Origin of the sequence: Aeromonas sp. ASNIH4 (assembly GCF_002934425.1) — a bacterium.
GTDB lineage: Bacteria > Pseudomonadota > Gammaproteobacteria > Enterobacterales > Aeromonadaceae > Aeromonas > Aeromonas hydrophila.
The window spans coordinates 2,629,581-2,643,053 of sequence record NZ_CP026217.1 but is presented as its reverse complement, the minus strand read 5'-3'; the positions used below and the strand labels follow the sequence as shown (position 1 = coordinate 2,643,053).

General features: G+C 61.1%; 15 protein-coding genes. 9 read left to right on the top strand and 6 right to left on the bottom strand.

Annotated elements, in window-relative coordinates:
* Positions 1 to 25: 25 nt before the first annotated feature.
* Together C2U40_RS12105 and C2U40_RS12100 are read left to right on the top strand one after the other, a co-directional pair.
* Positions 26 to 568, top strand: a complete 543-nt coding sequence (locus tag C2U40_RS12105) for a hypothetical protein (protein ID WP_024944064.1) — start codon at positions 26 to 28, stop codon at positions 566 to 568.
* A gap of 252 nt (positions 569 to 820) precedes the next feature.
* Positions 821 to 1,066, top strand: a complete 246-nt coding sequence (locus C2U40_RS12100; protein ID WP_016350425.1) for an RNA recognition motif domain-containing protein — start codon at positions 821 to 823, stop codon at positions 1,064 to 1,066.
* A 71-nt stretch (positions 1,067 to 1,137) separates the two neighbouring features.
* Here C2U40_RS12100 and C2U40_RS12095 read toward each other — a convergent pair whose 3' ends face one another.
* Positions 1,138 to 2,037: an aldo/keto reductase gene (locus C2U40_RS12095; protein ID WP_103827174.1), complete on the bottom strand. Its 900-nt coding sequence runs from the start codon at positions 2,035 to 2,037 to the stop codon at positions 1,138 to 1,140.
* A gap of 115 nt (positions 2,038 to 2,152) precedes the next feature.
* Between C2U40_RS12095 and C2U40_RS12090 the strand changes: the two genes are divergently transcribed.
* The 3 genes from C2U40_RS12090 (at position 2,153) to ltaE (ending at position 4,453) form a co-directional block, all read left to right on the top strand.
* Positions 2,153 to 2,560: a helix-turn-helix domain-containing protein gene (locus tag C2U40_RS12090; RefSeq protein ID WP_011705676.1), complete on the top strand. Its 408-nt coding sequence runs from the start codon at positions 2,153 to 2,155 to the stop codon at positions 2,558 to 2,560.
* 81 nt (positions 2,561 to 2,641) lie between these two features.
* Positions 2,642 to 3,343: a short-chain dehydrogenase gene (locus C2U40_RS12085; RefSeq protein WP_103827173.1), complete on the top strand. Its 702-nt coding sequence runs from the start codon at positions 2,642 to 2,644 to the stop codon at positions 3,341 to 3,343.
* Positions 3,344 to 3,433: 90 nt separating this feature from the next.
* Positions 3,434 to 4,453, top strand: a complete 1,020-nt coding sequence (ltaE, locus tag C2U40_RS12080) for a low-specificity L-threonine aldolase (protein ID WP_103827172.1) — start codon at positions 3,434 to 3,436, stop codon at positions 4,451 to 4,453.
* 73 nt (positions 4,454 to 4,526) lie between these two features.
* Here the strand turns inward: ltaE and C2U40_RS12075 are convergent, their stop codons facing one another.
* The 4 genes from C2U40_RS12075 to C2U40_RS12060 all read right to left on the bottom strand — a co-directional run bounded on the left by C2U40_RS12075 (position 4,527) and on the right by C2U40_RS12060 (position 7,757).
* Positions 4,527 to 4,946 (bottom strand): PAS domain-containing protein, encoded by a 420-nt coding sequence (locus C2U40_RS12075; RefSeq protein ID WP_181014730.1) that lies wholly within the window; start codon positions 4,944 to 4,946, stop codon positions 4,527 to 4,529.
* A gap of 8 nt (positions 4,947 to 4,954) precedes the next feature.
* Complete coding sequence (locus C2U40_RS12070; RefSeq protein WP_103827170.1) at positions 4,955 to 5,989, bottom strand: response regulator; 1,035 nt, start codon at positions 5,987 to 5,989, stop codon at positions 4,955 to 4,957.
* Between the two features lie 54 nt (positions 5,990 to 6,043).
* Positions 6,044 to 6,982 carry a LysR family transcriptional regulator gene (locus tag C2U40_RS12065; RefSeq protein ID WP_011705681.1) on the bottom strand — a complete coding sequence of 313 codons (939 nt, stop codon included), beginning with the start codon at positions 6,980 to 6,982 and terminating at the stop codon, positions 6,044 to 6,046.
* 73 nt (positions 6,983 to 7,055) lie between these two features.
* Positions 7,056 to 7,757: a DUF2982 domain-containing protein gene (locus C2U40_RS12060; RefSeq protein ID WP_103827169.1), complete on the bottom strand. Its 702-nt coding sequence runs from the start codon at positions 7,755 to 7,757 to the stop codon at positions 7,056 to 7,058.
* A 166-nt stretch (positions 7,758 to 7,923) separates the two neighbouring features.
* Between C2U40_RS12060 and C2U40_RS12055 the strand changes: the two genes are divergently transcribed.
* The 4 genes from C2U40_RS12055 (at position 7,924) to C2U40_RS12040 (ending at position 12,176) form a co-directional block, all read left to right on the top strand.
* Positions 7,924 to 9,861: a putative bifunctional diguanylate cyclase/phosphodiesterase gene (locus C2U40_RS12055; RefSeq protein ID WP_016350432.1), complete on the top strand. Its 1,938-nt coding sequence runs from the start codon at positions 7,924 to 7,926 to the stop codon at positions 9,859 to 9,861.
* An 88-nt stretch (positions 9,862 to 9,949) separates the two neighbouring features.
* Positions 9,950 to 10,675 (top strand): oxygen-insensitive NADPH nitroreductase, encoded by a 726-nt coding sequence (gene nfsA / locus C2U40_RS12050; protein ID WP_043162912.1) that lies wholly within the window; start codon positions 9,950 to 9,952, stop codon positions 10,673 to 10,675.
* A 188-nt stretch (positions 10,676 to 10,863) separates the two neighbouring features.
* Positions 10,864 to 11,628 carry a DNA repair ATPase gene (locus tag C2U40_RS12045; protein ID WP_011705685.1) on the top strand — a complete coding sequence of 255 codons (765 nt, stop codon included), beginning with the start codon at positions 10,864 to 10,866 and terminating at the stop codon, positions 11,626 to 11,628.
* Positions 11,622 to 12,176, top strand: a complete 555-nt coding sequence (locus tag C2U40_RS12040) for a VOC family protein (protein WP_181014729.1) — start codon at positions 11,622 to 11,624, stop codon at positions 12,174 to 12,176. The genes C2U40_RS12045 and C2U40_RS12040 overlap by 7 nt, the downstream gene beginning before the upstream one ends.
* A 46-nt stretch (positions 12,177 to 12,222) precedes the next feature.
* Here the strand turns inward: C2U40_RS12040 and C2U40_RS12035 are convergent, their stop codons facing one another.
* Entirely contained in the window at positions 12,223 to 13,431 is a 1,209-nt protein-coding gene (locus tag C2U40_RS12035) for an MFS transporter (RefSeq protein WP_103827167.1), read from the bottom strand.
* Between the last annotated feature and the right edge of the window lie 42 nt (positions 13,432 to 13,473).

Below are 13,473 nucleotides of genomic sequence, written 5' to 3'. Positions count from 1 at the left end.
AACGCACAGGCAAGAGGAGAAGAGAATGAAGGTCAGTGAGCTGGTGAACAAAGAGGGACTGGTCTGGCTGATGCCCCCTGCTCGCCGTTTCTATCCGGTGATGGTTGTGCTGTTGCTGGCGAGCCTTTTCACCGTGCTGGCTGCCGTCGGTCTGGGTTATCCGCACATGGGTTTGCTGCCCTGGGTGGGGCTGGTGTTTGGCGGCATAGTGCTGCTGATGATGATACTGCCTCGCAGCTGGCAGCGCTGGCGGCTGGCGGAGCTGGCCTGGGACGAGACGCACCTTTACCTGCTCAATGGCAGCAGTGATCGGGCACAGGCCCTGCCAAGATCGGTACTGGTCGGGGTCGAGCGGGATCGCAAGGTGGGCCACGATGGTCAGTGGCTGGCCTTCAGCCTGGATCTGGCGCTGAACGATGAGCAGCTGGCGACCGCCACCACGCTGATGGGGTTGAGTCGGGAAGGCGCCCATGTCGTGGCGCCCGGCATCTATCGCTTTGGCTTTAAGCGCGCCTGGCATGGTCGACGCACGCTACAGGTGCTGTTGGATGCCCTGCTCCCCATATGAGCTGACTATTTTCTCGACAATCTTCCCTAAAGCTCAGATACTGCCAGTGACTCGAATTGATCTTGCTCGTTCTGTTCACCCAAGAGATCAATGACTTGAGTGAACTGTACGGGGGAGTGCCCAGGCATGATGCCCTGGCAGGTCCGGCATGGGGGTTGTGCCCTTACCTTTGTGTTGGTGATTGGATAGAGAAGGCACCTTGAATCGAGAGTGGATGGCATGAAGATTTACGTAGGTAATCTGTCGTACCGGATGACGGCCGACGAACTGACAACCGTGTTCAGCCAATTTGGGCAGGTAGACAAGGTCGATATCATCATCGATCGCGATACCGGTCAGTCCAAGGGGTTTGGCTTCATTGAAATGCCTGTCAATGGCGAGGCTGAAAAGGCCATCGCCGGTTTGCATGGCACCGAAATCGGTGGCCGTACCATCACAGTCAACCAGGCCAAGCCGAAGACAGATGCACCACGTGGTCGCCCCCAGCGTCATCGCTGAGCTGCCTCGATAACGCAAAACGGCATGGGTTTCCCCCATGCCGTTTTTGTTTCTGGCGTTTGCCGGATGAATCAGGGGACGTCGTAGCCGAGCGCCGCCTTGCGGATGCGGAACCACTGCTGGCGATTGAGGACGATGGATTCAGCGGCCACGGCGGCGGCGATCCGCTCCCGCTTGCCGGAGCCTATCAGCGGCAGCGGCTGGCTTGGCAGCATCATGACCCAGGCGTAGACCACCTGTTCGATCTGCTCGGCACCCACTTCCTGGCGGATCTGCTCGAGCTCGGCGCGCAGCGGGGCATATTCGGGGGCCTGGAACAGGCGCCCGCCACCGAGACAGGACCAGGCCATCGGCTTGATGCGCAGTTGCTGGCATTGGTCCAGGGTGCCGTCCAGGGTAGTGCTCTGGTTGAGTGGCGAGATCTCCAGCTGATTGGTCACCAGCGGGAAGGGCAGGCGCGACTGCAGCAGCTCGAACTGGCGAGGGGTGAAGTTGGAGACCCCGGCATGCTTGATCTTGCCTGCCTGCTTGAGGGTAATGAAGGCATCGGCCACTTCGTCGGCATCCATCAGGGGATCCGGGCGGTGGATCAGCAGTAGATCCAGATGGTCGGTGGCCAGCTTTTGCAAGGAGGCCTCGGCACTGGCGATGATGTGCGCCTTGCCGGTGTTGTAGTGATTCAGCGCGTGTTCCGGTTTGGCGGTGAGGGCGATGCCACACTTGCTGACGATCTCCATCTGGCTGCGCAGAGAGGGTTCAAGGCGCAGGGCGTTGCCGAAGGCCTCTTCGCACTGGTAGCCACCATAGATATCGGCGTGATCGATGGTGGTGACCCCCAGATCCAGGTGGTACTTCATCAGATCCAGCAGGGCGTTCGGGGAGAGTTGCCACTCCATCAGACGCCAGTAACCCATGATGAGGCGAGAGAAGGTCGGGCCCTGTGGATGCAGGGAGAGGCGGGATACGGACATGGTGGCTCCTTGGCGGATAAGGGAAAAAATGCTGCCAGCATCTTGGTCTCTTCTGGCTGGCAAGGCAATAATGCGGATTTTGTTAATTCGAACTTTGGTTCTGAAGGGGAAGGAAATGGACGGTTTTGCCGAGCGCTTGCAGAGCCTGATCGGGACGGGCAGCATCAGTGCCTTTGCCCGCAAGGTGGGGTTGAGTGAGGCCCTGATCCGTAAATATCTGAAAGGAGCCGAACCCGGCCTTGGCAAGGCCAACCAGATTGCCATGGCCGCCAACTGCTCGCTGGAGTGGCTTGCCACCGGCTGCGGCTACCTTTATCGGCAGGCGGAAGTGGTGGACAGAGAAGCGCTGAGCGCCGCCGGCACCTTATTGCAGGAACAGTTGCCGCAGCAGCGTCTGCCCGCAGAAGACGAGCTGGTTACCCTGCTCGCTTACTACCAGTTCTTGCGCAGTCACAAGCAGGCTGATGGATTTCTGGATCTGGCGCGGGCGCGCGAATTTGGCAAACACCTGCATGAGGCGTGAGCCTGGATAGGGATGGCCGGGCAACGGCCGGGGATTATTCTGATACCCTCTAAAGCAGATGAGGACAGCGGGGAGAGGGAGATGGGCTATCTGATCTTGGGCAGCGGCGGATTGGGCACGGCGCTGGCACATGAGCTATCCGCCCGTGGCGAGGAGCTGGTGCTGGCCGGCAGGCAGCTGCCCAAGGGGGTGGATCCCGCCTGCTATTTCCCGTTGCAGGAGGTGGATGTGCTCTCCTTCGATGCCCTGTTCACCCTCTATGACACGGCGCCGTTGCCGAGCGTGGTGATCAATACCATAGGTCTGTTGCACGACATCAACTTCATGCCGGAGCGGCGGGTGGAGGAGGTCAATCCCAGATGGCTGTGCGACAGCCTGCTGGCCAACGCCTGGCCGCAGCTGGCTCTGGCCGCCTGCCTGAGCCGCCGAATGACGGTGGATACCCGCCTCTGGCTTTGCTCTCTTTCCGATCTGGCCGGCAGTCTTGGCGCCAACGAGACGGGCAGTCGTTACAGCTACCGGATGAGCAAGGCAGCACTCAACATGGGGGCAAGAACGCTGGCCCACGAGTGGCGGGAGCGCTTCCCCGCCGCCGGAGTTGTCACCGTGCACCCGGGGTTGATGGCCACCCCCATGAATCAACCTTTCCTCGATGAACTGGCGGCCGAGACCTTGCAGGATCCGGCGCTGGTGGCGCCGCGTCTGCTTGATCTCATCAACCAATTGTCGCTGGCTCAGTCCGGCGGCTTCCTCGACCTGCAGGGCCAGCCGTTGCCCTGGTAAGCCGTCACCGGCTTCACATTCCGGAAACGGCCCGCTTGCCAAGCCAGCTCCTGCTGGCTAACGTCATCCTCCTGCTTCAGGAGGGATGTCATGCGCTATATCGATTTACGAAGTGATACGGTCACCCAGCCCACGGATGCCATGCGTCAGAGCATGTTGCATGCCGAGGTGGGGGATGATGTCTACGGGGAAGATCCAGGCGTCAATGCACTGGAGGCCCGCGGGGCCGAGCTGCTTGGCAAGGAGGCCGCGCTGTTTGTCCCCTCGGGCACCATGTCCAATCTACTGGCGGTGATGAGCCACTGTCAGCGGGGGGAGGGCGCCATCGTCGGTCAGGCGGCCCACATCTATCGCTATGAGGCGCAGGGGAGCGCCGTGCTGGGCTCGGTCGCGCTGCAGGCGGTGCCCATGCAGGCCGACGGTTCGCTGGCAGTGGCCGATGTCGCCGCGGCGATCGCCCCTGATGATGCCCATTTTGTGCAGACCCGGCTGGTCTGCCTTGAAAACACCCATAACGGAAAGGTGCTGCCTCTTGACTACCTGCAGGCGATGCGCAAATTCGTCGACGAACGCGGGTTGCAACTGCATCTGGATGGAGCCCGTTTGTTCAACGCCGCCGTGGCGAGCGGTCATGGGGTAGACGAGCTGGCCGCCCCCTTTGACAGTATCTCCATCTGCCTCTCCAAGGGGCTAGGAGCACCGGTAGGGTCGCTGCTGGTGGGCTCTCGCCCCTTCATCGACCGCGCCAGACGGCTGCGCAAGATGTTGGGTGGTGGTATGCGCCAGGCGGGGATCCTGGCTCAGGCCGGTCTGTTTGCCCTTGATCAGCATGTGGCCCGGTTGGCGGACGATCACCGCCGTGCCAGACGGCTGGCCGAAGGGTTGGCCGCATTGCCCGGGATCGAGCTGGATCTCGCGCTGGTGCAGACCAACATGGTATTTCTGCGGCTGGTGAAAGGGGAGGCCGAGGCGCTGCTCGCGTTCATGAAGGAGCGGGGGATCCTCTTCTCCGGTTACGGCGAGATGCGGCTGGTGACCCACCTGCAGATCACCGATGACGACATCGACGAGGTGATCGATGCCTTCACCGAGTACCTTGCCGCACGTTAAGGTTCACTCAATAAAACAGGGCGCCAAGGCGCCCTGTTTTATTTTTTGAGAAGAAAGAGGGTCACGCCTGGCGCTAGCCACTCATCAGCATGGCCTCGTCGGTGGCGTCGTAGATCATTACCGCAATGTGAGTCACCTGACCGCCAAAATCGGCCAGCGGCACCAGCGTCAGGTTCTGGAACATGTGGGGGGCTGAGCCGGTGATCGGGCGGTAGTTAGAAAAACGCAGCAGATAGGGTTTCTGCTCCCAGGTGCTGAAGGCGCGGTTGTTGAGCTTGAACACCATGTTGGCCTTGCGCTCGAACCAGGCCCGATCCACATCGGGGAAGAGTTCGAACAGCACGCCATCGCGCACCTCGCCGGCCAACCGGCCGCTGTGGCTCTCCATGAAGCCGTTCCACACCTGCACCTTGTACTCCTTGTCGAGCACCACCAGCCCCACATCCAGGTTCTGGACTATGTTCATCAGCCAATGAAATTCACGGATTTCCATGGTCACTCCTAGAGCATGTGCATGATTTTGTTGTTCATGGTGGCGATGGAATCTTCGGTAAACAGCAGCAGCAGATCGCACTGCACCGCGTAATCCTGGACCCGGTAGTTGATCTCGATGGCCAGGGTGCGGCGCCAGCGACTCTTGTTGGTGTTGATGAGCTCGTTGATGGGTCTGTGCTGGCCGAGTACCACTGGGTGGCCCTGACTGAAGGGGGTATCGAGCTGGCTGGCATAACCGCGCAAAAAGGCGCCGATCAGCACGTTGGCAGTATCCATCAGGAGTTCCAGCTCGGCGTTGCGATCGAGCACGCCCTGATGGTTCATCAGCCGGGCCAGATCCTTGAAGCTGGAGTCGTGGAACAGGATCAGCGCCTCGCCGGCGATACCGGCGCCGATGAAGCCCTGGCAGACGGCGGAGAGGGTATCCGAATCGGCGGCGGCGGAGAGGGCCATGTGCAGCTCGGACACTTCCAGCACGTTGACGTTGGGGATGGGCAGCACCACAAAGGCGTTGAGCAGGCGGGCCAGCAGGTCGGCGGCCTGGCCCATGGAGACGTTGGCGAGCTCCTGATAGACGTCGCGTACCTCGGGACTGATCTTGATGCCGGTATCCAGACTGCCTACATCACTGACACTCTGGCCGGCGGTCCGGATGTCATGTGCAGTGGCAGCACCTTTGGCCTGCCACAGCTCATGCTGCTTCAGCAGGGCACTGAGGGTTTCCGGTGCGGCGGGTTTCTTGATGAAATCCAGCGCTCCCAGCCCCATCACCCGCTGATAGGCTTCCGGCTGGATATCGCCGGAGACCACGAAGACCTTGTTGCGCAGCCCCTCCCGCTGCAGGGTCTCCAGCACGCCGTAGCCATCCATTTCCGGCATGGTCAGGTCGAGAAAGATCAGATCCCCATGACCCATCAGCACCTGCTCTATCCCTTCCAGCCCGTTGGCGGCGTAATGCAGCGTCACGTCCCAGTCGGCGGGAAGGGCGCGGGCCAGCTGTTTACGGGCGAATCCTGAGTCATCACATATCAATACATTCATAGTGTTAGGCTGGCCTGGTCAACGAGGATTGCTATAAGTGTGGCCTGCCAACGGTCAGATGCAATGGGACAGGCTGGTCGCCGGTGAAAATTGATTGTCCCATTGGCGATTCCGGTAGCGCGCTGAATATTTTTCAACAAATTCAGCGAACATCTTAACACGCAGCGGGGCAAACTGAGGCTGGCAGCGCAACATATAGAAGGGCCGGTTGCCGGTTTTCCAGTCGGGCAGTACTGGGACCAGCTGCTCATCCTGCAGGAAGGGATGCACGTAGTGGAGCGGGGCATTGACGATCCCCAGGTGGCGCCTGGCTGCCCGGACGGCAGCCTGGGTCTGGTTGACGGTCAGTTTGGCGGTGCGCTTGATCTGTACCGTCTGCTCGTCCCGGTCGGTCAACTGCCAGTGCTGGTGTGGCCAGCAGTAGATCAGCGCGTGCTCTTCCAGCTGGGCGGGATGCGCCGGTGTGCCCATCTTCTCCAGATAGAGCGGGGAGGCAAACAGGCCGTATTCGATGTGGCCAAGGCAGAGTGCATTGGGCAAGGATTGCGGCAGCTCGCCGTTGAAGAACACCAGATCCCGATCGTTGTCGAACAGATGCTGGTGGTCGTTGGTCTGGGTAATGTCGAACTGCACTTCTGGGTAGTGCAGGCCAAAGTCCGCCAGCATGTCGACCAGGATGGTGTTGGAGAGGGCGATGGGGGCCGCCAGACGGATCACCCCGTTGATGTCGGCCTCTTTGCCCTGGATCTCGCCGGTGGCCTGCTCGATCGCGGCCAACGGGGTGCACAGGCGCTCGTAGTAGCGCAGCCCTTCGTCGGTGAGGCGGAGTTTGCGGGTGGATCTGTGTAGCAAGGAGCAGCCGAGCTGCTCTTCCAGCTGAGAAATACGTCGACTGATGGTGCCGGTTGGCATGCCCAGTGCGGCTGCCGCGTGGGAGAAGCCTCCCTCTTGCACCACCTTGACGAACAGATAGAACTCTTCGATGTACTTCATAAGCGGTGTTCTGGGTGTAACAAGCCAGTGACCTTAAGAAGAGGCGACCGCCTTGGCAAGCTCAATCCGGCGTTTAATTGATCTGGATTAGATTCGACTCCCGCTGGTACTGGTGCAACAGCCGGACAAATTCGACCGGATCCCGGTCAAGGCTGTTGTCCGGCACCAGCAGATCGTAGCCGAGCAGCTCGCGCAGCCGGGTCATGCGGTTGGCCAGCATGGCGATCACCCCCTCATAGCGCTGGCCGGAGGGAGAGCGAAAATGGCTCTCCTCCAGCAATCCCTCGCCCTGAAAGGCACAGGCACAACCCCCGCCGCTGCAGGCAGGTTGTTCGCTGCGCAGTGCCTGCAACAAGACGCTGCGTTGCTCGGTCAGCAGGCGTACTGCCAATCTGGGTGTGATCAATGTCAAAAAATCGTCGTAATCTTTTATTTTCAAACCGATATAGGGCAGGGGGACCAGATCCCAGCCCAGATGAATGCGCGGCTGGTCTATTCGCTGAATATTTCTCCATTTCAGGATCCAACCGCCGTATTTATGGTGATATTGCAGACAATCGTGACAGAGCGAGAGACTGAAGTGAGGCTCAATCAGCTTCAATGAGCCGATAAATATCATCATCAGACCCGCCAGCAGGCCGGAGACGAGGGGGATTAGTGGTTGTTCACCGAATAAAAAAAGTATAAAAATCATAGCAATGGTTACTATGATGCCCAACAATACCAACGTGAGTCCGTTTTTTCTGACCATGGGTTTCACATGTAGCGTTTTCATATGAAGCCAGCCCTTTGCGCATGCTTGTTTCACATTATGGGCTGGATCCGATTTTGTACCAGCACCGGGTGCCCGGGAGGGCCCTCCGTCGCTGGGTTTCCCTGTGATCACACATCATGAATCACCATATTAGATGAATACGCTAGACGAACGGTTATTGAACGGGATGGATGTGCTGCATACCCCAATCTGGGTTTATGACATCCGGCATCACCACATCTATTGGGCCAATCGCGCCGCCTTGAGCGTGTGGGAAGCGAGCTCGCTGGGCGAGCTGCAATCGCGCGACTTCTCGGCCGACATGGCACAGGCCATCGATCTGCTGCTGCAGCGTTACCTCGGGGATTTCCAGCAGGGGCGCAGCTACAGCGAGTGGTGGACTCTTTCCCCCAAGGGCGTGAAAAAGCAGATCTACCTGCGCCTCTCCGGCATCCAGCTGGCGGGGCGGTTGATGATGATGACCGAAGCGGTGATCGACGCCGATACCCTCTATCAGGAGTCCTCGCTCGCCACCGGCGATACCCTGGCCTGTCTGTTTGACAATCAGGGCCAGCTGGAGAGCGGCAACCACCATTTCGACATGTGTTTCGGCAACCAGATCCGCTACCTCTCCCAGCTCTTCTCCGGCAATGACGAGGCCTTCTACCAGAAGCTCTCCCGCCTCGATGAAGTGGTGGCCGAGGGGGAGTGCCGCACCCTCAAGGGGATGCGCTGGTTTCAGTACCAGTTTCGCCACATTCAGCAGGGGGCCCAGATCCTGCTCACCATGCGCGACATCACCGACCGTAAACTGGAAGAGCTGGAACACCGCCACCTGGCCTGGCACGATTCGCTGACCGGCCTGCTCAACCGCTATGGCTTGATGAAATCGCTGGAGGCCTATTGCGGGCTGGGCGGGCGTTTTGCGCTGGTGTTCATGGACTTGGACAACTTCAAGCTGGTCAACGACAACTACGGCCACAAGGCCGGTGATCGCCTGCTGGAGCGGGTTGCCGGCCGGCTCAAGCAGATCTGCCCGCGCGATGTGGAGCTGGCCCGGCTCGGTGGCGACGAATTCACGGCCCTGGTGCCGCTCAGCCACTCGAGCGATCGGGCGCAGGAGGTAGCCGACCTCATGCTCTCCCAGATGACCAAGCCGCTGCAGCTGAGCGGGGTGCCCGAGGTGACCATCGGCGGCAGCATCGGCATCGCCATCTATCCGGACGATGCGGATGACGGCGACAACCTCATCACCCGCGCCGACATGGCCATGTACCAGGCCAAGCAGATGGGCCGGCTGCGCTGGCAGCGCTTCACCCCCAGCATGCAGCAGACTCTGCATCGCAAGCTGACCCTGAAGCAGTTTCTGGCCAAGGCCATCGGGCGGGGGGAGCTGAGCCTTTGTTACCAGCCTCAGGTGGATGTGGCACAGGGCAAGCTGCTCGGCTACGAGGCGCTGCTGCGCTGGCACAATCCCGTGCTGGGCCACGTCTCGCCGGTGGAGTTCATCCCGCTGGCGGAAGAGATGGGGCTGATCCGCGAGATAGGCAGCTGGGTGCTGTCGACGGCGCTGGCCCAGATGGCCCACTGGCAACGGGAGTGGCGTGTGAACGTGCCGGTGTCGGTCAATCTCTCCGGCTTCCAGCTCTCTTCCGCCCTGCCTGAACTGGTGGCCCAGCAGCTCAAGGAGTTCGGGGTGGCGGCCAGCCTGCTGACGCTGGAGCTGACCGAGACGGTATTGATGCTGGACATGAAGGGGTGCATCGAGATCCTCGACGCCCTGAGCGCGCAGGGGATCAAGATTGCCATCGATGATTTCGGTACCGGCTACTCGTCGCTGGCCTATCTCAACCGGCTGCCCATCGACACCATCAAGCTAGATCGCTCCTTCGTGGTGGGCCTCAACCTGCCGGTGATCCGCGCCACCGTCGCCATGGCCACCAGCCTGGGTCTTGGCATCATGGCCGAAGGGGTGGAGGACGAGCACGAGCTCGCCGCCCTGCGCACCCAGGGTTGCCACGTGTTTCAGGGTTTCCTGTTCAGCAAGCCGATGACGGTGGCGCAGGTGGAAGAGAGCCGTTTCATGGTCAGCTGCAAGGCCGGCCGCTATCCGCTGGCAGGCTAGCGGATTACTCTGCGGCGCTGCTAATGCGAGGGGCCTTGGGCCCCTCGCTGTTTTTGGGTAGAGTGTGGGCTTCGTCTCTGGAGGCAACATGAACCCGACTCTCGACCTTATTCTCGCCCATCGCTCCATTCGTCAATTCACCGCCGAGCCCATCACCGACATTCAGCTCGACCAGATCCTGAGCGCGGCCCAGGCCGCTTCCAGCTCCAGCTTCCTGCAGGCCAACAGCATCATTCGGGTGACCGACAAGGCGCTGCGCAGCCGCCTGGCCGAACTGGCGGGGCACCAGGCCTACGTGGCCCAGGCCGCCGAGTTCCTGCTGTTTTGCGCCGACTATCATCGCCACTGTGAAGTGGTGCCGGATGCCCAGACCGGCTTTGTCGAGCAGCTGCTGATCGGTGCCATCGACGGCGCCCTGATGGCCCAGAATGCCCTGCTGGCAGCCCAATCCATGGGACTTGGCGGCGTCTATATCGGCGGGATCCGCAACAATCCGGCCGCCGTGAGCGAGGCGGTGGGGCTGCCGCATCAGGTGATCCCGCTGTTTGGCCTCTGCCTCGGCCACCCCGCCCAGGCACCCGAACAGAAACCCCGCCTGCCCCGCGCTCTGGTGGTGCATGAAAACCGCTATCAGACCGAACTGGATCGCGAACTGCTTGCCGGCTACGACCAGCAGATCGAGGCTTACTACCAGTCCCGCAGCAGCAACAACAAGCAGCAGAGCTGGAGCGGCCAGATCCGGGGCATCCTGGGCAAGGAGGCGCGTCCCTTCATGCAGGATTTCCTGCGATCCAGGGGGTTCAACCTCAAGTAATGGGCCCGATGGGCGATACTAAGGGGTAATGGCGGTGTCGCCAGCGCCGCGTGATCCTGGCTTTCCCTTGTGCTCCTGCTCGTCTGGGCACAACAAATCGGGGGCAAGCTCCGCGCTGCGGACTACCTTAACTAGGTAAGCTGTTGTAGGATCACGCAATTGGATTGGGACAGGAGTTTGGACTTCCTATGATTTTAACCTTGGTATTGCTGTCTATTGGCGCACTCCTGTTTCTGGTCATCGCCTATAACGTGGTGCAGCAATATAAGCAGAAGGCAGAGGCCGACAAGCGTCACGCCATCGCCCGCCACAAGTCGGTGGTGGATGAAACCGAAGAGATGCTGCTCAACGTCAACCTGGTGCCCTTCTCCAAGAACATAGTGTTGCTGTTGCAGCACCGGATCCTTGATGCCTATCGCGCCATCGCCCTGGTGATGCCGAGCGGCCAGCTCAAGCAGCGCATTGCCGACGTGCAGACCCAGATCAAGAACGTGCAGGAGAACTACAGCAGCCAGGATGAGGGGCACTTCAAGACCCCGGAGTCTGATCGCCAGGCCATCCAGATGCTGCAGCTGGTCAAGAAGATGCGGGCCGTGCTGCGGGTCGAACACAACAAGGGGAAGATAGATCCGCAGGGTTTTGCCCAGGAGGATCGCCGCCTCGAGCTGATGCAGCTCAAGATCAACATCGCCAACCTGGTGAAGCGGGCCATGGATGCCCAGATCCAGGGGCAGTTCGGCACTTGCCGGCAGCTCTACACCAAGGGGCTTTCAGCCCTGGCCAGCGTCACCGACAAGGATCCCTACCTGATGGCCCGTGAAGAGGACATGCGGCAGGGCCTGGCCGGACTCGATGCCCACCTGCAGGAGCACAGCGAGAAAGAGCTGCAAAGCATCAAGGACAAAGAGGCGGACGAGCTGGACGTCCTGTTCCAACCCAAGAAGAAATGGTGATTATGTCGCACTCACTCGATACCACACTGGGGCCGATGGCCCCATTTGTTTGCCAGCTGTTGACCGAGCTGGAGGCCCTCGCCATCCATCCTGCCACCATCGAGGTCGACCACCTCTGCTACCGGGCCGCCACCCTGTCGGAGTACCAGGCCCTGAAGGCACAACTGGCAAGCCATGGTGACCTGCTGGTGGAGGGGATGATCGGCGGACGGCCCATCGCCACCTACCGCCTGCATCAACCGGTACCCCACGCCCACGGCATCGTGCCCTGCATTGAGCTGGCCGCGCCCAAATCGGGTCGCAGCCACCAGGCGGGACTGGAACATATCGAACTGGTGGTGCCTTCGCTGGACGCCTTGCTGGCGGCCCATCCGGAGGTGTCCTTCAAAACCGGCAACCTGCGCGATGAGCGCAATCCTGACGTGGCGGTGATGCTGGCCTCTGGGCAGATCAAATTTCATCTGCGCACCTTGGCCGAGGTGATTGAAGAAGAGCTGGTGAGCGGCGCCGTGGTGCCGGTGCCTGCCGGCTACTACGACCATGCTTGATGAGACGGGGCCGCTTGACCGGCCTCGTCTTATATCAGAGATAGCGTCAGGGATGGCAGATGCGGGGGCGGGCGGGGCGCCCCTTCAAGTGGCCGAGCCAGAGGCTCAACCCCGCCGTGATGACCAGTACCAGCTCGATGCCGAGCACCAATCCCCCGAGCCCTCCCTGTTCCCAGAAGGGGTGCAGATAGAGCCCCCCCAGACTGGCCCCCAGATAGTAACCCACCAGATAGAGCGACGAGGCGAGCGCCCGGTTGTGCTCCACGTGCTGGCCGACCCAGGCGCTGGCGCAGGCGTGGGCAAGGAAAAAGCCGAAACTCGAGATGAGCAGGCCTGAGAGGATGGCGCTGAGCGAGCCGCCCAGCAGCAGGGCGCTGCCGAGCGCCATCAGGGCTATGCCGACCAGCAGCAGGCGCTGCGCCCCCCAGCGATGGGCACAGCGACCGCTGAGGGAGGAGGCCACCGTCCCCGACAGATAGGTCAGAAACAGCATGCCGAGCCACTGGGTCGGCAAGGAGAAGGGGGGGCTGGCCAGCAGGAAGGTGAGGTAGCTGTATTGGTTCAGAAACACCATGAAGTTGAGGCCGCCGATGAGGTAGGCCCCCGCCAGCAGCGGATTGCCGAGGTGGCTGGCGATGGCCTGGCGAAACTGGCCCGGCTTGGCGATGACGGGCACGAAACGGGTCTGGGCCGGCAGCAGCCAGATGACGAGAGGCAGCAGCGCCAGGCTGATGAGGCCGATGCCGAGAAAAGTGTGCTGCCAGTCGCCAAACCAGCCGGCCAGCAGACCGCCAACCACCCGGCCGGCGATGCCCCCCAGTGAGTTGGCAGCGATGTAGACCCCGACGGCGGAGAGCAGGGCCCGCTTGCTGAACTCTTCCCCCATGTAGGCGATGGCAGTGGCGGGCAGCCCCGCCAGCAGGACACCCTGCAGGATCCGCAGCAACAGTAGCTGTTCAAACTGACTGACCAGGCTGATGAGCAGGGAGAGCAGGATGGCACCGGCCAGACTCCACAGCATGATCCGGCGCCGGCCGAAGCGATCCGCCAGCCGGGCGCAGACGAGCAGCGAGACGGCGAGCCCAGCGGTGCAGCCGGCCAGGGTCCAGCCGGCCGACAGCGAGCTGACGGAGAACACCTCGGCCAGCAGCGGCAGCAGCGGGTGGGTTTGATAGAGATTGAGAAACACCAGGAAGGAGCCCAGGCTGAGGGCCAGGGTGGCGCGGATCCATTCACGACTACCGACTTCGATCATATGCAATTGTCCTGACAGCTTTGTTGCAGGTTAGTGCGCGCC